At 58.4% G+C, this 18,120-nt stretch carries 23 protein-coding genes and 7 tRNA genes; 23 read left to right on the forward strand and 7 right to left on the reverse strand.

The window, feature by feature from the left end; all coding sequences use genetic code 11:
• Window positions 1–304 precede the first annotated feature (304 nt).
• Window positions 305–1,165, reverse strand: a complete 861-nt coding sequence (locus AB4Z15_RS12180) for an FG-GAP repeat domain-containing protein (RefSeq protein ID WP_442017487.1) — start codon at window positions 1,163–1,165, stop codon at window positions 305–307.
• Window positions 1,166–1,361: 196 nt separating this feature from the next.
• Between AB4Z15_RS12180 and AB4Z15_RS12185 the strand changes: the two genes are divergently transcribed.
• From AB4Z15_RS12185 to AB4Z15_RS12210, 6 genes are all read left to right on the forward strand, one after another.
• Entirely contained in the window at window positions 1,362–1,763 is a 402-nt protein-coding gene (locus AB4Z15_RS12185; protein ID WP_442017488.1) for a hypothetical protein, read from the forward strand.
• Between the two features lie 59 nt (window positions 1,764–1,822).
• On the forward strand, window positions 1,823–2,134 hold the full coding sequence (locus tag AB4Z15_RS12190; RefSeq protein ID WP_442017489.1) for a hypothetical protein: 312 nt from the start codon (window positions 1,823–1,825) through the stop codon (window positions 2,132–2,134).
• 462 nt (window positions 2,135–2,596) lie between these two features.
• Window positions 2,597–2,767 (forward strand): hypothetical protein, encoded by a 171-nt coding sequence (locus AB4Z15_RS12195; protein ID WP_442017490.1) that lies wholly within the window; start codon window positions 2,597–2,599, stop codon window positions 2,765–2,767.
• Window positions 2,768–3,030: 263 nt separating this feature from the next.
• Window positions 3,031–3,429 (forward strand): hypothetical protein, encoded by a 399-nt coding sequence (locus AB4Z15_RS12200; RefSeq protein WP_442017491.1) that lies wholly within the window; start codon window positions 3,031–3,033, stop codon window positions 3,427–3,429.
• A gap of 338 nt (window positions 3,430–3,767) precedes the next feature.
• Entirely contained in the window at window positions 3,768–4,097 is a 330-nt protein-coding gene (locus AB4Z15_RS12205; RefSeq protein WP_442017492.1) for a hypothetical protein, read from the forward strand.
• Window positions 4,098–4,693: 596 nt separating this feature from the next.
• The gene (locus tag AB4Z15_RS12210) at window positions 4,694–4,930 is read left to right on the forward strand and encodes a hypothetical protein (RefSeq protein ID WP_442017493.1); all 237 of its coding nucleotides are present in this window, start codon (window positions 4,694–4,696) and stop codon (window positions 4,928–4,930) included.
• 510 nt (window positions 4,931–5,440) lie between these two features.
• Here AB4Z15_RS12210 and AB4Z15_RS12215 read toward each other — a convergent pair.
• The 3 genes from AB4Z15_RS12215 to AB4Z15_RS12225 form a co-directional block, all read right to left on the reverse strand.
• Entirely contained in the window at window positions 5,441–5,749 is a 309-nt protein-coding gene (locus AB4Z15_RS12215; RefSeq protein ID WP_442017494.1) for a histone-like nucleoid-structuring protein Lsr2, read from the reverse strand.
• Window positions 5,750–6,002: 253 nt separating this feature from the next.
• Window positions 6,003–6,320, reverse strand: a complete 318-nt coding sequence (locus AB4Z15_RS12220; RefSeq protein WP_442017495.1) for an SOS response-associated peptidase family protein — start codon at window positions 6,318–6,320, stop codon at window positions 6,003–6,005.
• Entirely contained in the window at window positions 6,241–6,684 is a 444-nt protein-coding gene (locus AB4Z15_RS12225) for an SOS response-associated peptidase family protein (protein ID WP_442017496.1), read from the reverse strand. Before AB4Z15_RS12225 ends, AB4Z15_RS12220 begins: the two co-directional genes overlap by 80 nt.
• 145 nt (window positions 6,685–6,829) lie before the next feature.
• Between AB4Z15_RS12225 and AB4Z15_RS12230 the strand changes: the two genes are divergently transcribed.
• From AB4Z15_RS12230 to AB4Z15_RS12240, 3 genes are all read left to right on the forward strand, one after another.
• The gene (locus AB4Z15_RS12230) at window positions 6,830–7,375 is read left to right on the forward strand and encodes a hypothetical protein (RefSeq protein ID WP_442017497.1); all 546 of its coding nucleotides are present in this window, start codon (window positions 6,830–6,832) and stop codon (window positions 7,373–7,375) included.
• Window positions 7,372–7,791: a HEAT repeat domain-containing protein gene (locus AB4Z15_RS12235; RefSeq protein ID WP_442017498.1), complete on the forward strand. Its 420-nt coding sequence runs from the start codon at window positions 7,372–7,374 to the stop codon at window positions 7,789–7,791. Before AB4Z15_RS12230 ends, AB4Z15_RS12235 begins: the two co-directional genes overlap by 4 nt.
• 101 nt (window positions 7,792–7,892) lie before the next feature.
• Window positions 7,893–8,123 (forward strand): hypothetical protein, encoded by a 231-nt coding sequence (locus tag AB4Z15_RS12240; protein WP_442017499.1) that lies wholly within the window; start codon window positions 7,893–7,895, stop codon window positions 8,121–8,123.
• 232 nt (window positions 8,124–8,355) lie between these two features.
• On the opposite strand, the gene AB4Z15_RS12245 is transcribed toward AB4Z15_RS12240, so the two are convergent.
• Window positions 8,356–9,192 carry a protein NO VEIN domain-containing protein gene (locus AB4Z15_RS12245; protein WP_442017500.1) on the reverse strand — a complete coding sequence of 279 codons (837 nt, stop codon included), beginning with the start codon at window positions 9,190–9,192 and terminating at the stop codon, window positions 8,356–8,358.
• Between the two features lie 429 nt (window positions 9,193–9,621).
• Between AB4Z15_RS12245 and AB4Z15_RS12250 the strand changes: the two genes are divergently transcribed.
• The 5 genes from AB4Z15_RS12250 (at window position 9,622) to AB4Z15_RS12270 (ending at window position 12,957) form a co-directional block, all read left to right on the forward strand.
• Window positions 9,622–10,155: an RNA polymerase sigma factor gene (locus tag AB4Z15_RS12250; RefSeq protein WP_442017622.1), complete on the forward strand. Its 534-nt coding sequence runs from the start codon at window positions 9,622–9,624 to the stop codon at window positions 10,153–10,155.
• Window positions 10,142–11,092: a hypothetical protein gene (locus tag AB4Z15_RS12255; RefSeq protein WP_442017501.1), complete on the forward strand. Its 951-nt coding sequence runs from the start codon at window positions 10,142–10,144 to the stop codon at window positions 11,090–11,092. The genes AB4Z15_RS12250 and AB4Z15_RS12255 overlap by 14 nt, the downstream gene beginning before the upstream one ends.
• An 11-nt stretch (window positions 11,093–11,103) precedes the next feature.
• The gene (locus tag AB4Z15_RS12260; RefSeq protein WP_442017502.1) at window positions 11,104–11,538 is read left to right on the forward strand and encodes a sigma factor-like helix-turn-helix DNA-binding protein; all 435 of its coding nucleotides are present in this window, start codon (window positions 11,104–11,106) and stop codon (window positions 11,536–11,538) included.
• Window positions 11,525–12,466, forward strand: a complete 942-nt coding sequence (locus AB4Z15_RS12265) for a hypothetical protein (RefSeq protein WP_442017503.1) — start codon at window positions 11,525–11,527, stop codon at window positions 12,464–12,466. Before AB4Z15_RS12260 ends, AB4Z15_RS12265 begins: the two co-directional genes overlap by 14 nt.
• A gap of 95 nt (window positions 12,467–12,561) precedes the next feature.
• On the forward strand, window positions 12,562–12,957 hold the full coding sequence (locus AB4Z15_RS12270) for a response regulator transcription factor (protein ID WP_442017504.1): 396 nt from the start codon (window positions 12,562–12,564) through the stop codon (window positions 12,955–12,957).
• Between the two features lie 198 nt (window positions 12,958–13,155).
• Here the strand turns inward: AB4Z15_RS12270 and AB4Z15_RS12275 are convergent, their stop codons facing one another.
• A complete protein-coding gene (locus AB4Z15_RS12275; RefSeq protein ID WP_442017505.1) occupies window positions 13,156–13,635 on the reverse strand; it encodes a hypothetical protein in 480 nt (159 codons plus the stop codon).
• A gap of 159 nt (window positions 13,636–13,794) precedes the next feature.
• A tRNA-Val gene (locus AB4Z15_RS12280) sits at window positions 13,795–13,869 on the reverse strand.
• 261 nt (window positions 13,870–14,130) lie between these two features.
• On the opposite strand from AB4Z15_RS12280, the gene AB4Z15_RS12285 reads away from it, so the two are divergent.
• The 9 genes from AB4Z15_RS12285 to AB4Z15_RS12325 all read left to right on the forward strand — a co-directional run bounded on the left by AB4Z15_RS12285 (window position 14,131) and on the right by AB4Z15_RS12325 (window position 18,118).
• Window positions 14,131–14,203: transfer RNA gene (locus AB4Z15_RS12285), tRNA-Gly, on the forward strand.
• Between the two features lie 45 nt (window positions 14,204–14,248).
• Window positions 14,249–14,319, forward strand: a tRNA-Cys gene (locus tag AB4Z15_RS12290).
• 38 nt (window positions 14,320–14,357) lie between these two features.
• A tRNA-Val gene (locus AB4Z15_RS12295) sits at window positions 14,358–14,432 on the forward strand.
• A 57-nt stretch (window positions 14,433–14,489) separates the two neighbouring features.
• Window positions 14,490–14,562: transfer RNA gene (locus AB4Z15_RS12300), tRNA-Gly, on the forward strand.
• A 42-nt stretch (window positions 14,563–14,604) separates the two neighbouring features.
• Window positions 14,605–14,679: transfer RNA gene (locus AB4Z15_RS12305), tRNA-Val, on the forward strand.
• A 57-nt stretch (window positions 14,680–14,736) separates the two neighbouring features.
• Window positions 14,737–14,812 (forward strand) — tRNA-Gly (locus AB4Z15_RS12310).
• 197 nt (window positions 14,813–15,009) lie between these two features.
• On the forward strand, window positions 15,010–16,464 hold the full coding sequence (locus AB4Z15_RS12315) for an amino acid permease (protein ID WP_442006531.1): 1,455 nt from the start codon (window positions 15,010–15,012) through the stop codon (window positions 16,462–16,464).
• Window positions 16,465–16,547: 83 nt separating this feature from the next.
• A complete protein-coding gene (locus tag AB4Z15_RS12320; RefSeq protein ID WP_442006530.1) occupies window positions 16,548–16,781 on the forward strand; it encodes an antitoxin in 234 nt (77 codons plus the stop codon).
• A gap of 116 nt (window positions 16,782–16,897) precedes the next feature.
• Window positions 16,898–18,118 (forward strand): benzoate/H(+) symporter BenE family transporter, encoded by a 1,221-nt coding sequence (locus AB4Z15_RS12325; RefSeq protein ID WP_442017506.1) that lies wholly within the window; start codon window positions 16,898–16,900, stop codon window positions 18,116–18,118.
• The last annotated feature ends 2 nt before the right edge of the window (window positions 18,119–18,120 follow it).

Consider the following 18,120-nt stretch of genomic DNA (forward strand, 5'->3'; position numbering starts at 1 on the left):
TAAACAAGACCCATGGAACGTACGCGATACTGAAGCGCCCTGTGTTGTACGAAGCGCTGAGCCCCACGGCCCCACATGCACCAAGAATCGCGCCCAGGAGGAAAAGTCTCCAATTCAAGCTCTTGGAGCGCCACCAGTTCCCCGGACGTCGACTAACCACCATAGTGCTGCACCTCTTCGAGTTTCACTTTTAGTTTGCTCCACGGGATCTGCGCCTCAAAGGAATGTTGATACCGGTAGCGGGGTAAGTACTGGCGCCACGCCCCACTCACGATCCAGCTGAGCGCCACTAAATATGTCTTGCTTATCCCAGCAGCTTGGATGGGATGATGTCGATTTGGCGCCGGGCGAAAGTGAAGCCTCCGCTGCCGTTGCCCGGGTAGAGCCAAAAGGCACCAGCCCCGTCCTTGGCTATGACATCGCCGTAGCCGTCATAGTCAAAATCGCCGGGAGCAACCATCAAGTCCATGTCCGTCCAGCCCCACCCGATCTGAAGGCGCGGCTTCCACCCTCCAGTCCCGTTGCCTGGGTAAAGCCATAGGTTTCCATTCGTGTCCCTGGCAATGACGTCGGGGACGCCATCGCCGCTGAAGTCGTGGCCGCTGAAGATGGACGTCATGATGTTCCATCCCCAACCAACCTGCGTCCTGCCCGGTATCCAGCCGCCGGTTCCGTCGCCACGGTACGTCCAAAGAGCACCAGAACTGTCTCGGGCCAGAACGTCCGGTGCCCCATCGCCATCCCAATCTCCAGGCGATGTTAGCGCCGTCATGACGTCCCATCCCCACCCGATTTGGGAGATATACGCAGATCCATGCCCCTCCTTCAGCCCTCCACGTACGTGCAGTCCGCCGTCGGCATGCCGATACAGCCAGTCGGCGTAGCCATCACCGTCCCAGTCGCCGGGCAGGAGGAGGGCATCAGCATCCGGAATCACAGTATGGCCGATGGTGAGCAGCTGGGTCTCCCAATTCGGTTTGCCCTCATAGACCCACTGGTCCCCGTTGCCTTCCACAACCAGGAGATCAGAATAGACCACGTCCCAGTCCCACCAGATCTGGATGAAGTTGTGCCACGAGTCGTCGGCACGTGCCGGCGCGGCCACTGCCGGTGCAGCCAGGAAGAAGACTAGAAGAGCGGCAATGGAAAAACTTATGCGACGCACGGTACTCCCCCTCAAACCGTTATCCCCCACGCGCACGAGGGATTTCTTGACCTTATCTGCCGCGAATACGCTGGGCAATGGCCGACGACCAACCGCGACCGGACTTAGTATCGGATAGCTTTGTCTGTGCCATCTGTCTGTCTCTAGGCGCGTTGGACCCCGGACGTCCGGCAGACACACTGAAGGGAGTCCCCGAATGGCCGCAAATGCCGGTGTTGAGGTACTCAAGGGTCTTTACCTGGACGACAGCTATGTGCTGGACATTCGAGCCAGCCGCGGTCTGCTAGCCATCACTGTGGAGTTCGCCCTCGCCCCGGAACATACGTCCTACTCTCCAGCTCTGGCCGGCGAGCAATACTGCTACCGCCAGGGCGTCCTGGTCTTCGAGGGAGTAACCGAACTGAACTGGACCGGACAGCTCACTTCCAGGCCGTCACAAGACCCTGACGGATCGATCGACTATGGCAACATTGACACCCTCGTTATCGACGGGAATCACTACACCCTGGAAGGAGACTTAGGGACGATCGAGCTTCTAGCCGCTTCTATCAGAGTGGCCCTGGTCTCAGACGGCACCACCCGGACACCGCCACAATAGGTATGGCAAGTACAAGTCAACAAGGGGCTCCGCCCGCCCCCGTACCTTGGTAGGCAGTCATGAATTACATCCTCGTGTTGCAATGGCCAGGTCGCACTGAGGCTGGCTATTACGAACTTGTCGCCATGGAAGACCTTCTGCTGGCTGAACTCCCGGAAGCGCATGGATTGGTTGATGGGCACGATTTTGGGTCAGGCGAGATGAATATCTTCATCCATACTGAACGACCGCTGGAAGCGTTCGCGGATGCGATGAGGACGCTGGGTTCTCACTCACGATGGGCCGATGCCCGGGCAGCGTACAGGAGCATTGATTCAGATGATTTTGTCATTCTGTGGCCAAAATCCCTGGAACAATTTGAAGTGTCATGACGATGCAACTAAGTCCCTGGAGGCCGGCAAAGTTGGGTCTGGCTCACAGAGGGCCGCGGAGGTAGTTGCTGTCCGGGCGAGGCTCCAGGACGGGCGAGCAGAAAAATAACGCAGACACGAGCCGCTGTCCTATCACGATTCCATCAGGAGAAATGGTCCCGGGGATGGAAGAAGGGAACTCCCGCCTCACGAAAAATCGTGGATGCCAGTTAAGAAGGCCAACGCAGCTGCAATCAGGTGGCAATACTGCATTACGAATTCGCTTGTCTGAGCAACACACAAGCGTGGCAGCTGGCTAATTTCTTGTTGGGATCAGGCAACACAGACCGAGGTGGAAAAATGGCGTACACCCGGTCGGCCACAGGGACACCGCCGAACTACATCCTGCTTATTTGGCGGTGTCCCGCCAAATAAGCACTGTCTCGTGGGCACACCCGAAGCCACTCAGGAACCACCTAAAATGTGAACGCGATAGTAACCCTGACCGTAGAAGCCCCCGATGGCACGCCGGACCATGTCAGTGCCGGAGGCCAGACATATGACGAAGCCAAAGCAGCCGCCGAGGCACTGATTCCCGAGGGCTTCAAAGTACTCGTCATCCGGACAAGCGAGAGCCGGGATCCGCAGCCGTAGGCACCGCCCCGTACTTTCAGCAACTGATCCAGCGCGAGTCCGCACAGGCCAGAACAGGCGATCGCTGGCCATTTGTTCAAGTTGATGTTGGTAATCCGCACCCATACCGTTGGGGCGGAAGCCCGTCGATCCCCCATCGGCGGGCTTCTTCTATGTCCGCGGGCGGCCTGCCCGACAACGCGACCGTTCGCGGAGAAGGCCAGGATTTTCTCTGGCGTTGCGTGCTTTGGGTGATGTATAAATACGGATCAGAGAGGACGAGTATGTTCTGGAACCAGCGTCTCCTGGCATCAGTTGTAACGTCCGTACTGTCGCTGTGTAGTCTGGCTCTGATTGTGGTCGCGGCGCTCCAACCTGGCGCCGGTCCTCTGGACGCCCTCTGGCTTGGTTTTTCGTTAATGGCGATTTACACGCTTGTACGCGCTTGGCAGCTAGGTAGAAAACAGCGCTCACCGCAGGTGCTTAGTACCAAGCTGTGGAAATGGGTGGTCTTCGTTGCGGCCCTTTTTGGTTCAGGTATTTTCGCGGCTTTTACCATAGGCACTCCCCGAGTTTTTGGCATCAGCGGCATGCTCCTGCTGTTGATTGCCAACCTGATCCCAATGCTTCTTTTCGAGTCTGACCCTAGGCCCGCTCAGCAGACCGATGACGCCAAGCACTGAGACCCTTGGTCAGTGGGACAACTCTTTTTGTGTTCGCGAGCGTCGCATAGGTCCTTGGCCTCGTCGGCACAGTACTTTCAGGTCCGACCAACTAAATCAAAGGATATACACAATGAAGGGGTTGATGCTCACTTTCGGCGCGTTGGGTCTAATAAGCATTGCAATGGTGTTCCTATCTGAACAGCTAAGCGTTCGTATCATCTTCGTCGCTCTATTGGCTGTCTGCGTGGGAGCCATCCTTTGGATGGGCCGCAAGTCCAGAGCGCAGTAGCCTAAACGAGCACCATCAGTTACGCGCAGCAGCGACGACGAGGTCTTCTGACAAGAAAGGAGCTCGCGTGAGGAACCTTTCGAGCAAAGCGACTTGGAACGCTGTCCTCTCGATGTTCGGTCCTTACAACATCGCCAACGTCATCATGCTGATCACGATCATCTTCTTCTGGGTCACACAGCCAAAAATCAATGACGCCTCCACATATTGGTCCATCGCCTTAGTGGGCCTGCTCTTGCTTGCGGCGGCTCTGTTCGTGGTCAAGGGCGCACGGGGACTACGGCGAGTCAACGCGGAGGCAAGGGAGGACCGTCGGCGACACGCAGCAGGTCTTCCCCTGGAACGCGAAGAGCCTGAACCGCCGGAAACGAGATCAGCGGACGGAGATGGTCACTAACCAGCTTTACGCGCCAAATTTGATGCGGGTCCTTTGTTTGGGGCCGCTGGAGGCCTTGTATCAGGTGGTAGGAACGATTGTGACGGTTTTCGTTCTCGTCGAGGTAGCCCGGAATGCTTGGATTTATAGAAGAAGACACAGGAACAGTGGCCAATAACCTGGCTTCGATCAAGGTGGTCAAATGACGTACATGTTCAAAGGCGGCCTGGAGAGACCCGGGAAATTGATAAGGATCCTGGGTCCTTGGGTGCTGCTGATCCTGGATGACTCACACATTGAATTCCGGATGAGGTTTCGTTGGCTAGCGCACTTTGCCGGGCCATGACGTGTTGAACGGTCCGCCATCCGTGAGGTGTACCTGGGCCGTTTGAACCTCATAACGCCGGCGCAGGTGGAGTTCCTCGCAGATGAGAACATGCCCTGGACGTTTCTTGCCCGAACACCACATATCGTGCTTGAAGCCGCAGAGGAGCTTGGCTACCCGGTTCGATATGACGACCGAATGCCATGACGGTGCGTTTACCACCCGTCGGTAGCCTCGCGAAGACACAAAACGAAACCGCCAACTGAAACTGCAAACGAAAGGAGCCTTGACTTTGAGCGGAAAATCAAAACGCCTGATACCTATCGGCAAGTTTCCCACTCCACTGGCCATTTTGTTTGCTCTAACAGGGATCTCGGCGTTGTTTACCGACGTACACGAACCCTTCTGGGTGACGTGGAAGATTGTGCTTGTCGTTATCACTCTCGGTTTTGCTGCAGCCAATGTCATCGCCTATGTCGTCCTTTGGTATCGCCAACAACGATCCGCCCGGAAAAGGAGCAACCAATGATCGGCGCGATTCTGATGGGAGCAACGCTTATCGTCATGGGCCTTGTGGGGTATGCCATATCCACCACGCTTGCAAGATGGGGTGCAAACTGGCATTGGACACTCCGAGACGAACAAAAGCCCGCATATGCGAGTAGGAATCGGCAAACGCTTAGGATCGGGGCGATCTGCTTCATGGCGCTGGGTGGTGCACTGATAATCATTGGTCTTCTTACTGCCCTTGTGACCGGTCGCTGGGTGTGGAGCTCTCTGGCCCTTTGATCATCGCCCTTGGTGGACATTGCAAGAGAAGCCAGCCAACTGCGACAAAACCACAAGGAGAAAAAACGATGGCGTCGGGAACGTCAAGGTGCTGGGCGCCATGTTCGGGGCCTGGATTGTCCCGGGCGTTGTCCTAGCCCTCGTCGCTTGGATCTCAGGGCCGTCATGATTGGTCTGCAGCGCCCTGGCGCTCAAGCAAAGTACGCAAGATGAGCCTTTTGCCGGGACGAAGCAATCCGGAGGCCAGCCGCTAGCTCCTGCTCATAAATAGCTCCACGACTTTGCGGCTAACGGCTCCCCGAGAGGCAACATGGATGCCGTTCTCTTTGACCCAAGCCCGCACCTTCTCATTCTCTGGTTGTGGAGAGCGTGGCTTCCGGGCCTGTTTCACGACTCGGGCAGCTGCAGCGCACGGAGCAAGCGCTGAATGTAGCTGCTGTGCATGTACATCGTTGAGGTCGATTTCGTACGAAGTGCCCTCAACGGAAAAGGAAACTGTCTGGTGGGCTTCAGTTCCATCCAGATCGTCGTGCAAGGTGATTATTGTTTTCGTAGCCACCCTCAGACAGTACCTCGCGGAATAGCTGGTTTTGAAGCAAATAAGCGTGAACTGCGGCCTTTTAATTTACGTTAGAAGCGACCTCCTCCACGGCTACAATTCCCCCTACGGCTACAGTGCGTTCCGACTTGCAATCCTGACGCGAAAAGCGCCAATGAATATAACGCGCAAGGACGAAATAGGCTCTTCGACTTATTCACCCGGGCGGCCAAGCTGCTCGTCGCCGGAAGCCACCGAGGCTGGCTCGATCAGTTCAGGTCCGTTGTGGCGCACACTGTTCACACGCGGGCTGACTATCCGTGGCGTCAACGTCGGCTCGGGCAGCGACTTGAGCAAGTGCTGGACAATCGGCTTTATCAGTGAGGTTCGGATCCAACCACTCAGCGAACCTGTCGCGGGGAACAATAACGGGCGACCTGTCGTGGACATGCCCCAGAGCGTCCTGCGTCGTTGTGGTGAGCACCGTGCAGCTGAGCAGCCAACGGTTTGGATCATCCTCTTCCAGCTCCGGGTCCGGCCAGAACTCGTACAGACCCGCGAAGCCTAGCAACGGCTCCTGCTCCGAGAACAAGTAATTGGGAGTCTTCTTGCCATCCTCGGTCTTCTGCCATTCGTAGTAACCCTCGGCCGGATATGGCACGGCGCTTCACTGCCGCGTTGCGGAACGAGGGCTTCTCCAAAATGGTCTCGCTCCGGGCATTGATCAGCTTGGAGCCGATCTTGATGTCCTTCGCCCACGACGGAACAAGGCCCACCGGGCGATCAACAAGTGTCGATCGATCGTGCCCCTCGTCAAGGCGCTCAGCGATGATCGGCACATCCTGTGTTGGCGCCACATTCCAGCTCGGACGCGGAGGAGTGCCTTCGACTTCCTTGGCCTCGAAGTAGCTCAGAAGATCACTGGTTGCCTTGGACATCACGTATCCGCCGCACATAAGCCCATTCTGCCAACAGACTCACCGGAATAGATCCACCACGCCAGCGCTACAGAGTTACTCATCGCGACACGACCGAACCCTCACTCGGTTGTCTCGAGATTGCGGCCGAATGAGTCTCAATGGTTCATGACAGGATTGCTTTGTGATTACCGAGACGATGAATGAGGCGATGCGGCCCCTTCGCGGCATGGCACAGCTTCTTCTGGAGACCAGCCACCTGGAACCCGGAATCCAAGCTGAACTCGACAAGGGCCTGACAATCCGAGACGGGTGCCTGTTCTTTGTCTCCCAACTACACAACATCCGCCAGAACAGCGAGGGTGACTTCGGCGGCCCCACCGGCTTTGAGGGCTACATCAACAAGCTCCCTCTGGACTGGCTTATCGACGGTGCCAATGATTCGCCAGCTTGGCCGGAGTTCGCTGGGACCAGCGACTGGGCGGCTGGTTGTTTGACCCAGGGCATCCTGCTGGGCCACCTGGTCATCGCCGCAGCTGCTGAGCTCACGGACAATCCCATCGATGTCTGGATCCACGTCGACTACGGCCACGACGAGGAGAATCCCTCTGCGTCTTTCCGCTTCGTGACATACCGGGAAGAAGACCTCTGGGCTAGCAACCTGGACGGCTTCGAACAGCCGGTCCTGCGGATGGCTTCCAGGAACAAGATCAAGAGCGTCGGAACATGATTCAATCAGCCGAAGAGTTCGTGAGACTGCGCTCGAGCGAAGACGCCGCGGAGTATCACCGGGCAGCTCATGAAGAGGCTGACGTTTCGGTATGGCTGGACGTCATCGACAAGTACCCTGACATGCGCTTCTGGGTCGCCCACAACAAAACGGTGCCACTGGAAATCCTTGAACTACTCGCGTCAGATCCCGACGTGCGCGTCCGCTCCTTCGTGGCGACAAAAAGAAAGATCAACATTGATCTCCTGCAAAAACTCGCCCTGGACGAAGACGACACCGTCCGGGCCGCAGTCACCCGCCACCGCCGAGCAACCACCGAGCTTATCGAATCACTGCTTGATGACGAGTCCTGGTTCGTCAGGGATGCCGCCAACGAGGCACTGGCCAAGAGGACAATCAGCCGCGGGCTCGCCTGAAATTGACTCGAGACTCAGGCCATGGGGAACGATCCGTCCTTGCCTTCCCTTTGCAAAGGGGCGCGGATGACTGCCCGCCACAAGAGAACGGTTGGGCTGCGATGCCGCTACTAAAGTCCACTAACGAGTCCGGCCAGACATGGGAGGATCCTTCCGAGGATGCCTTGTTCATGTTCATGGAGGACATCGAGCAGGGTGAAGAGGCATTCCTGATCGTGGAGCTACTGGCTGATCCCAGCGGTCAGACCTTCATACAGTCAACCCGCAACGATGACGGAACCTACGTCGTCGAATTCCGTGAAGGAGCCCGAGCCAGCACTTCGGCACGGTAGTGGACGACATGCGCGCCGCCCATGCCCTTATCGCTTCGTGGTCCTTTGGTTTGGACGGCTGGCGCGAGAGTGTGGAATGGACCAAGATTCTGTTCGACGAATAATGGCCAACGTGGAAGGGCAGCTCCGCGGGCATGGCCAATTTTCCATGCGATCCCCATTTTGGGGGTTCCGGTAGTTGATTCACCAAGGCCACAGACTCAGCTCCGGCGCTATCAGTCGCCGCCCATGCTCAGGTAGCAGTTTCGGGCAAGGTCCAGTCAAAGTCGCGGGGACTTAATTGCTCATCGGTCGGACTGAAATCCAAGGTGATGAACTCTCCTGAATCGGGATCTATCTCGCCGCCTACAAACCGAATGCCGGACCAGACGCCCATCACGCAGGAACCCGGATGACGGCGGGCATGATTGACCTCGTTGCGGGTAACGATGACTGACTCACCACGGCTCTGGGTACCTTTTGCCTCAAGATAGATCCGCTCATTGCCTTTGACGGCCAGTGCATCGTACGGATGGTTCAGTCGAGTGTCCGTCACCGTCCATCCTTGTTCGACGTAGAGCCCCATCAACCGGTCCTGGGCAGCGTTCTCGATGACCCGGCGGATCTCGGCGTCCATTTGCTTTCCCTGACCCCGTGCACCGGGCAGGTCGATTCCACCATTGAGCAAGTCAGAAGCAGCTGGGCCTGCAACGGCAGGGTCTGCAGTGTAGAGGATCGAGTTCCGGCTGCCTGCTGGATAGTCCACCTGTGTTCCGATGAGCGCATCGTAGATGGCAGAACCGCCTTCCAGGACACGGCCAAGGAGGGCCTTCTTCGGCACCCTTGAAGTGCTAGGAAGAATCTCGTGATTCGGGTCCAGGAGTTCCGCTACCAGCACGACGCGGCCCTGATAGTTCAGCGCTGCCCAACGATGCTCCGAAATCCTGTCCGCATTCAGGGACCAGTCGCCGCGGTTGTTCTCCCACAAAAGCTCCGGCGTCACGGAGGGATCGTAGCCGTACCACGTCCGTCCCAACGGGTCGTCGCTCTCGGCAGTCTTTCGATCGCTGAGTCTAATGTTAATGACCATGAATTGAGTATCGCCGATCGACGCAGAATCATCGTGGACATCGAATCCCAGCAGCGCAGGATGCAAAGGCTCTCGCTGGAGAAAGCTAAATTTTACAATTGGAACCGTGGTGGATCCTCACCTGTGATCATCTCCGGAGCCGCAACCGTGGCCTGGCGGAACGCTACCCTGATCGGAGCCTGATGGTCATTGCCAGGTGCCCAGGACAACACGACGCGGCCTGCTAGGACTTGAACACCGGCAAGGTCTCCATGTAACACTCCATCTGGGACGATAGCGACGAAGTCGCTGTTCATAATGTCCTCGCCGCCTTGTCCACGAAGCTTTCATGGGCCAAAATTCCCAGTCCCGGCTGTAAGAATCCTGCCGATGGCGGAAACATAAGGGGTATCTGGAAACAAAAGGCCTCAAACGGACGGGGGCGGCGTGATGTTGTTGCAGCGGGAAGCCGAGTTCATCTCTCTTCATGCTGCCCAGCACGAGCGCGTTCTGCACTATGTCCTCCGCCGGGTTGGCGACGTGGAAGTAGCCCGGGAACTCACGGCGGACGTTTTCCGGATTGCATGGCAGCGATCCGAGGATGAGCCCACGACCGACATTGCCTGGCTGTTCGGCGTCGCGAGAAACGTCATAGGCAACGAGTATCGCGGCAGACGGCGAAGGCGAGAGTTGATGCTCAAACTCGCCGACGGTGTCCGCGCCGCCGCCCCATCGGATGGCGAAGTGGAGGCCACGGTTGCCGAAACGCTTGGCAAACTCCGCCCAAGAGACAGGGAGATCCTGATGTTGCATTTCTGGGACAGGCTCTCCACGGCGGAGATCTCGGCTACGCTCGGCTGCACCGAAAACAGCGTAAGCGTGCGCGTTCACAGGGCAAAGCGGGCATTCGCGGCCGCGATGCCCCCAGAACTCCGAACCGGTCATATGGACAAAGCGGGTGATCACTCACATGGACAAGATTGACCAACTCCTGGAATCAGCCAATCCCGTGCGCCCCCCGAACGCGCCGCGGCTTGACCCCCGGGCAGAGCTGCGTGCCGCACTCGATGGTGCGCCCGGCCTACAAGCCAGCGGTTCGGACTTTGTTGGACAAAACAGAAAAGCCCTTCCCCGGAGCAGATACTCTCGCAGGTCCTTCGCTCTTGCCGTGGCCATGGCCGCGTTGACCGTCCTGGTAATAGCCACCATCGCCCTGGTCCAACTGCTGGCCCCGCTGCAGCCCACACCACCGGCAGTCAGCCCATCACCAAGTGTCAGCAGCACCACCGAGATTGGATCGGAGGGGTGGCGGGTGGTGCGCCTATCCACTACACAGGCTGGCTCTGATAAGGGTCCTCAGATTCAATTGGATATTGCGCCCGGATTTACGACAAGCAGCGACGTCCCGAACGAAGGCTACGACTCCCTTTCCATCAAGATCGTCAGGGACACTCCGACGCAGGATGTCCTTGCCCAGATCTACTACGGAAAGGCGCTGCCGCAGCGCGACCCCCACGCCTGTGTCGCCTCTCCGGAGAACTATGTGGAACTGGATAGCACCCCGGTGGATGTACCCGCCAACGCTGCTACGCCCGGAACGGCGTCGCCACGGTTCGTTTACCGGGTTGTGGACGGATCGACATTGAAGCCATCCCTCGGAATCACCTCGCTGCCACCAGGGAATGCAGTCGATTCCTGCACTGAATACCACCACGTGGAATCCTTCCCGGCCGGCACCATGCTGATCGTTTCCGACCACTTCCAATTCAATGGCCTGGCCGCCGGCTGGTTGTCGAGCTCGACAACATCACTAACCCCCAGGTTTGCCTCAATTGACGATGCCCGGGCATACATGGGGACCGATGAATACCTGACGTTCAAGCGGATGCTGACTTCGGTGCGCATCATCGAGCCGAAGTAGGAGCGATGACGATGCCCAGTGCAACGGACTATCAGCGGCTGGCCATCTTCCTCGCCCGCCGGATAGGCGATATGGATTATGCCCAAGTGCTTACGACAGACACTTTCCGCTGGGCCGTGAGCCAGGCACAAGCCGGAATAGAAATCCCCTTCGGAGCCCTGCTTGCCGCATCCGCCCGGTCCGCAGCAATTGCAATTCGAGACAATGACAAAGCAGTCGCCGAACAGGTGTCCATGGCCGGGATCATCGCGGCACTACACCCTGTGGAGCGCGAAGTACTGAGGCTCATTTACTGGGACCAACTCAGCATGGGTGAACTTGCAGACTATCTGGGCTGTTCCATCTCTCATGCGGGAGCGCTTCTGGACAGGGCTTATGGACACGCGGAAGACCGGGCCAAGAATCTCGGATTCTCTATGGAGGACAGCGCCCATGAAACCCCTTGAGCTGCAAATATCCAACGCAGCTCCATCCATCGACGTTGCAGTCCTTCCCGTCAACACGATTCCGCCAGGCACCGTCGATGACGTCGAAACACTCGGGATCGGTTTAGCACCGTCCTGGCGTCGGCCTAGATCCAGTCGGAGAAGGATTAACCAGACCATCCTTATCTTCGCCCTGTCAGCCCTCATTGCCTTAGCGATCCCTGCCGTCCTATCGTCGGCGACAAAGCAGACGGGCAACGACGGCGATGCTGGCCGACCAATAGCCAGCGGCAATTCCGGAGCCGCAACCCACGAAGCCTCACCAGCAAAATGGCGCACCGCCGTCTTGGTCAATCCGTGGGCCGACACCGACACCGCGGCCGAGGCCAGCATCGACCTACCCGCTACATGGAGTGTTCAGCGCCACGAGCCCTCGGCCGAGTACCCGGGACTGCACGTAACCGTATTGGACCAAGACTCGCTGCCTGTCGCCAATCTGTACTTCGGTCCGTTGGCCGATGCCGTTTCGTGCCCGCTCCTGCCGCCGCCCATTGTCCAGCTCCAACATTCGGAAATTTCAACGGGCGCCGAACTCCTGGATCCGACCCTGGCAGCTGCATTCTCCTTTGGATTGACGGCGGAGGCAGAACCCAGGGGTTCCTTCGGGCTCGTGGCTCAAACGACCGCCGACCAAGTCTGCGACAGTCCGTTTGGAGCAACGGTGGGACCTCGGTCCGTCCTCCGCTTCGGCGACCAGCTGGGACTGGGTAATGCCGCTCACCAGTCCAGCTACGCCCGCACTTTTGTGTCGGCGGATGAAGCGCAGCAGTACGTCCGATCCCAGGAATTCGTCACGATCAAACGCCTCATCAGCTCACTAAGGTTCGCATTTCCTGAGGACCGGTCGCGGATGTGGCAACTTCCCCCTCAACGGCGCCCCGTGGGCTGAAGTCAAAGATGGCCGCCCGCGGCACAAAAGAGATCCTGCACATCTCTGCTACGACGACCAATCCCGCCCGTAAGCTTGTCGCGAAAGGGGCCCACGTGAATTCAAAGAGAACCTGCGTCGTCATCGAAGACAATGCTGACATCCGCGACCTCATCGCACTGATCCTCACGGGTGCCGGCTTCGACGTCCATCCCTGCGAAACAGCACATGAAGGCATGACCGCAGTCGAACGGCTGAACCCGGTACTGATCACCCTTGATCTGGGACTGCCCGACATGGACGGTCGCGAAGCCGCCCGCCTGATTTCCGCGGTTTCCCAGGCCCCGATATTGATGATCACAGCTTTCGCTGAACGGGACGATGAACTCCATGGCATTGCCTCCGGCGCCACGGCATACCTGATCAAGCCCTTCCGGCCCCGCCAACTGCGTGAGCTCGCGCTGAAACTCAGCCCCCAGGAACTCACATCCCCGGATCCCTACAGCACCTGAAGGGACGTCTGAGCCAGACCTGCCAGTCGCCCTCCGCTACCCTTCCCGGTTGGCAGACTGCAACTATTTACGACGTCGCGCAGTACTTCGCGGAGGTAGCCGTGACGCAACTGTTCGCTGCATAGGCTGATGCGTGGAATCCGTGCTCCTGGACAAGTTCGACCTCATCCGGGGTGACAATGGCGGCTTCGACTGCATCTACGAAGAGGACTTGTCCAGCTGCGGCTTCACGAGCAAGAGCCTGATCGTCTGAACGCAGATACCCACATTCAGGAACAACATAAAAAGACTCGGAATCCTGCCGCTGGTCGTCGCGAAGTCAAAGACATTGATCACGGTGAACGTCAGCGCGAGGCACGACAACACAAGCGCAGCAATGAGCGGCAGTTTGGACGTGCTACGCCTGGCAGCGATATTCCAAATACCAACTGCAGCCAACGCCATGAAGTAAAAGATGTTGAGGGTTACGAAGACTGCGTGTTCAGACCTATCGCTCTCGGTGAGGGTTGCCAGCCCAGCCCCATACAACGAATACAGCCAAATCATTGCCGCCGCACTGATCACGGCGACAGCAATGAGGCCGATGCCAATGGAAGTACGGGCTTTGCGGTTCTTCTTCGGGTCCTCGTCTGCTGTCGCTGCGGGTAGGTCGCCCGGGCGCGGAATCTGAAGGCTCATACGGGAACTCCTCGGCGTGCAGGAAGCACCCTTTGCACCCCCCATCGGAAACAATGTAGCAGTGAGCGCAGTCACATACGGAGCTTCTTCGCGATAGCGATCGATGCGACGCCCTGGGGGTACAACGCAAAAAACCCCCGGAAATCCGGGGGTTTCTCTTGGTGGGCGATACTGGGTTCGAACCAGTGACCTCTTCGGTGTGAACGAAGCGCGCTACCACTGCGCCAATCGCCCGGGTAGAACGTGCATCAACTCGCTGATGCATACAGAAGACTAGCCCACCCTGGCTGGATTGCAAAACGCGCTCAAACGTCCGAATCACAACGAGGGAATTACAACCATGAAACTCCCCGCCAGCCCCGTAAATTCAACGATCCAAGGCCGTTAAGAAGCCAAAGCAACCAACCGATTTGGAGTTTCAAGCAACCTCCTATAGAGTTTTTACTCGTCGGAAAGCGACGGAATGCCTACTGGGCAGGCCGGCGTAACGGCACTGCGGACGTAGCTCAGCTGGTAGAGCACCACCTTGCCAAGGTGGATGTCGCGAGTTCGAATCTCGTCGTCCGCTCGCAAGGCACTGTCAAGGCAAGAATTCCTCGGAATCTGCTTACACGGTGGGTTGGCCGAGAGGCGAGGCAGCGGCCTGCAAAGCCGTATACACGGGTTCGAATCCCGTACCCACCTCGGTGAAAACCATGTCTTCCAGCCACGGCTGGATGCATGGGCGATTGGCGCAGCGGTAGCGCGCTTCCCTGACACGGAAGAGGTCACTGGTTCGATCCCAGTATCGCCCACCAGAACAAGGCAACTTGTTTGTTGTTGAAGGCCAGGCATGTGCCAGGCAGACAACATGTGCGGACGTAGCTCAGCTGGTAGAGCACCACCTTGCCAAGGTGGATGTCGCGAGTTCGAATCTCGTCGTCCGCTCTCTTTCATGAGGAACGGATTCCTTCATGAGGACCCGGAAACGGGCGATTGGCGCAGCGGTAGCGCGCTTCCCTGACACGGAAGAGGTCACTGGTTCGATCCCAGTATCGCCCACCAGAACAAGGCAACTTGTTTGTTGTTGAAGGCCAGGCATCTGCCGGGCAGACAACATGTGCGGACGTAGCTCAGCTGGTAGAGCACCACCTTGCCAAGGTGGATGTCGCGAGTTCGAATCTCGTCGTCCGCTCCAACGAAAAAAGGCAGCTCCTCGGAGCTGCTTTTTTTATGCCCACACTGAGCCTTTATGCGCACACGCGGAGCCAAATGCCATTCATTATTTGAAGTAACTGATACACCTAAGAAAAAGTCGCTTTATCTAATGTGATTCGTCTCGCAGAATGTAATGCGAGCTCATCACCGTTCCACGCCAACTGGCAGGAGTACCCCATGAATCAACAGACGGCTTCCCAATCCGTCATGAGGCGCAAGCCCATCGACGACATCGAGGAAGAAAGCAAGCACAGTGGACTCTTCAAGAGTCTTGGCCTCTGGCAACTGACGGCCATCGGCGTCGGCGGCATTATCGGCGTCGGCATCTTCTCGCTGGCCGGCCTTGTAGCCCACGGCGACGCAAACAACCCGGGCGTTGGCCCTGCAGTGCTCGTCTCGTTCCTTATTGCCGGACTCGCTTCCGGAGCCGCCGCTCTGTCCTATGCCGAATTTGCCGGCATGATCCCCAGGGCAGGCTCCGCCTACACCTATGGCTATGTGGCTTTGGGCGAGATCATCGGCTGGTTTATTGGCTGGGATCTCCTGCTTGAATACATTGCCATTGTTGCCGTTGTGGCAATCGGCATCTCCGGCTACTTCGATGCCTTCTTGTCCGGCATCGGAATCCACATGCCCACGTGGATGACATCCACAGCGGATGAAGGCAAGGGCGGCATCATCAACCTTCCGGCGATCCTGGTCTGCCTCTTGGTGACCTGGATCCTGAGCAGGGGAACCAAGGCTTTCGGGCGCTTCGAGTTGGTGGCTGTCGCCATCAAAGTGGTGCTGATCCTGTTCATCATCGGGTTGGGCACTTTCTACATCAACACTGAGAACTTCAATCCGTTCATGCCTAGCGGCTTCGGCCCGGTCTTCTCCGGTGCAGCCACGGTGTTCTTCGCTGTCTTTGGTTACGACGCCATGAGTACAGCCGCGGAAGAAGCCAAGGACGGCAAGAAGCACATGCCCAAGGCGATCGTCCTGTCCCTGATCATCGCCATGCTGCTGTATGTCGCGGCTACGCTCGTCCTCACCGGCATGCAGAACTACAAGGACATCGATCCCAAGGCTGGCTTCGCATCGGCGTTCACTGGGGTGGGTCTGCCTGTCATCGCCACCATCATTTCGGTTTTCGCTGTCCTGTCCATCCTGACGGTCATGCTGACCTTCCTCCTGGGCGTCACCCGCGTATGGTTCTCCATGAGCCGCGACGGCCTGCTGCCGGGCTGGTTCGCCCGTACGGACCGTCACGGCACACCGCAGCGCGTGACGTGGATCGCGGGCATCGCCTCAGCGTTCCTGGCTGGCGTTTTCCCGATCAAGGAAGTGGCAGACCTCACCAACATCGGCATTCTGGCAGCATTCGTTGTGGTTTGCATTTCCGTCATCGTCTTCCGCTACAAGCGGCCCGAGGCCCCCCGCACGTTCCGTTTGCCCTGGATGCCGGTTGTTCCTGCGTTCGGCGTGCTGGCCTCCGCGTTCCTGATGTCCCAGTTGCACTGGGAAACCTGGCTGCGTTTTGTCGTCTGGCTCATTGTTGGCTTGGTCATCTATTTCTCCTACGGCCGTAAGCACTCGCTCATGAATCCGGACAGCCCGCGCCACCTTGAGCTCAGTAAGCCCTTGGCGTAGCGCGTCTGGAATCCTTGGCACACCCTGAATGTGGTGTTAGGGTCGGACGCGGAGGAGCGAACTGGCTCCGCGAAGGAAGGGAGGTGCCCGTGGGTTTAATTGACGACCTGAAGGGTAAGGCTCAGGGTCTCATTCAGGGCAACGAAGAAGCCATCCAGAATGGCATCGAAAAGGCCGGAGACTTCGTCGACGAAAAGACAGGCGGCAAGTTCGCAGGTCAGGTTGACGCGGTTCAGAATGCCGCTTCCGACTTCGTGGCTACAACAGACGGTGACGCCGCACAGGCTCCCGTCGCGGATGAGCCTAAGCAGCTGTAGCTGCCTGAGCCCGCCGTACCAGATACGTCAAGGGGGCACCGGTCCCGCCGAGAGGCGCCACCGGTGCCCTTGGCGTTTAACAAGTAACCAGCTTCCTGTCCGGTATTTTGGTCCTTATGCCATCAGTCTCTTCCGCAGTCCAGCGCCCCTCCCGCCAGGACACGTTGGGGCCACCCATCACGGCAGGCATCGTCACCGCCCTGGTCGGTTTCACGTCCTCCTTCGCTGTGGTCCTTGCCGGACTCCGGGCTGTGGGAGCCAACCAGACGCAAGCCTCCAGCGGCCTCCTGGCCCTCACGCTGACGTTCGGCCTGGGCATCTTATGGCTGGCGTGGAGGTCGAAAATGCCTGTCACGTTGGCCTGGTCCACCCCAGGTGCGGCGCTCCTCGCCTCGGCAGGAATGGTCGACGGCGGCTGGCCGGCGGCGGTGGGTGCGTTCGTCGTCGTCGGGGTGCTGATCGTCCTGACAGGGTTACTGCCCAGCCTGGGAAACCTCATGGCGAAGATACCCACAGCGCTTGCGCAGGCGATGCTGGCGGGCGTGCTGCTCCCCCTATGCCTGGCACCCTTCAAATCCCTGGGTGAGGCGCCCTTGCTGGTTGGCCCGGTGGCCCTTTGCTGGTTGGTCATGATGAAGTTCGCGGCCCGCTGGGCAGTCCCCGCCTCACTGTTGGTCGCCCTGGCCGTTATCGGCATCCATATCGTGACGAACGGCGTTCAGATTCCCGGGGACGACCTGTTGCCGCGGCTCGAATGGACTACTCCAACATTTACTGTGGAGGGAGCAGTGGGGCTTGCCTTGCCTCTGTTCATTGTCACGATGGCATCGCAGAACATTCCCGGCGTCGCCGTGCTTAAATCCTTTGGCTTCACAACACCCTGGCGGGCATCGATGGTGGTAACCGGAGCCGGAACCATCGCGGGCGCTCCGTTCGGAGGCCACGCCATCAACCTTGCTGCTTTGAGTGCCGCCTTGGCCGCGGGCGAGGAAGCGGGGAAAGATCACGGCAGGCGCTGGATCGCCGCGTTCGTTGCGGGGCTGGCCTACCTGATATTGGCAGCGTTCTCCGCAGCCCTTGTCACAGTGGTGGCTGCTGCACCGGCGGGTTTGCTTGAAGCAGTGGCAGGGCTGGCCTTGCTGGGCACCTTGGCCTCAGCCATTTCTTCCGCATTGGCAGTCGCCGAAGAACGCGTACCGGCGTGCATCACTTTCCTGCTTGCCGCCTCAGGGATCAGCTTCGCCGGAGTAGGTGCCGCCTTCTGGGCATTGGCGGGAGGCATCCTGGTCCGCTGGTTACTGAAAGACCGGGAACCGCTTATGCCTTCACACAAGTAAAG

The organism is Paenarthrobacter sp. 2TAF44, assembly GCF_052114885.1.
Classification (GTDB): domain Bacteria; phylum Actinomycetota; class Actinomycetes; order Actinomycetales; family Micrococcaceae; genus Arthrobacter.

What these genes read in the sequence shown, in the direction of transcription:
- AB4Z15_RS12315 (WP_442006531.1), top strand. Translation starts at nt 15,010, where the DNA reads ATGAATCAACAGACGGCTTCCCAATCCGTCATGAGGCGCAAGCCCATC.
- AB4Z15_RS12245 (WP_442017500.1), bottom strand. Translation starts at nt 9,192, where the DNA reads ATGGTCATTAACATTAGACTCAGCGATCGAAAGACTGCCGAGAGCGAC.
- AB4Z15_RS12265 (WP_442017503.1), top strand. Translation starts at nt 11,525, where the DNA reads ATGAAACCCCTTGAGCTGCAAATATCCAACGCAGCTCCATCCATCGAC.
- AB4Z15_RS12260 (WP_442017502.1), top strand. Translation starts at nt 11,104, where the DNA reads ATGCCCAGTGCAACGGACTATCAGCGGCTGGCCATCTTCCTCGCCCGC.
- AB4Z15_RS12190 (WP_442017489.1), top strand. Translation starts at nt 1,823, where the DNA reads ATGAATTACATCCTCGTGTTGCAATGGCCAGGTCGCACTGAGGCTGGC.
- AB4Z15_RS12225 (WP_442017496.1), bottom strand. Translation starts at nt 6,684, where the DNA reads ATGTGCGGCGGATACGTGATGTCCAAGGCAACCAGTGATCTTCTGAGC.
- AB4Z15_RS12275 (WP_442017505.1), bottom strand. Translation starts at nt 13,635, where the DNA reads ATGAGCCTTCAGATTCCGCGCCCGGGCGACCTACCCGCAGCGACAGCA.
- AB4Z15_RS12185 (WP_442017488.1), top strand. Translation starts at nt 1,362, where the DNA reads ATGGCCGCAAATGCCGGTGTTGAGGTACTCAAGGGTCTTTACCTGGAC.
- AB4Z15_RS12250 (WP_442017622.1), top strand. Translation starts at nt 9,622, where the DNA reads ATGTTGTTGCAGCGGGAAGCCGAGTTCATCTCTCTTCATGCTGCCCAG.
- AB4Z15_RS12200 (WP_442017491.1), top strand. Translation starts at nt 3,031, where the DNA reads ATGTTCTGGAACCAGCGTCTCCTGGCATCAGTTGTAACGTCCGTACTG.
- AB4Z15_RS12235 (WP_442017498.1), top strand. Translation starts at nt 7,372, where the DNA reads ATGATTCAATCAGCCGAAGAGTTCGTGAGACTGCGCTCGAGCGAAGAC.
- AB4Z15_RS12240 (WP_442017499.1), top strand. Translation starts at nt 7,893, where the DNA reads ATGCCGCTACTAAAGTCCACTAACGAGTCCGGCCAGACATGGGAGGAT.
- AB4Z15_RS12255 (WP_442017501.1), top strand. Translation starts at nt 10,142, where the DNA reads ATGGACAAGATTGACCAACTCCTGGAATCAGCCAATCCCGTGCGCCCC.
- AB4Z15_RS12325 (WP_442017506.1), top strand. Translation starts at nt 16,898, where the DNA reads ATGCCATCAGTCTCTTCCGCAGTCCAGCGCCCCTCCCGCCAGGACACG.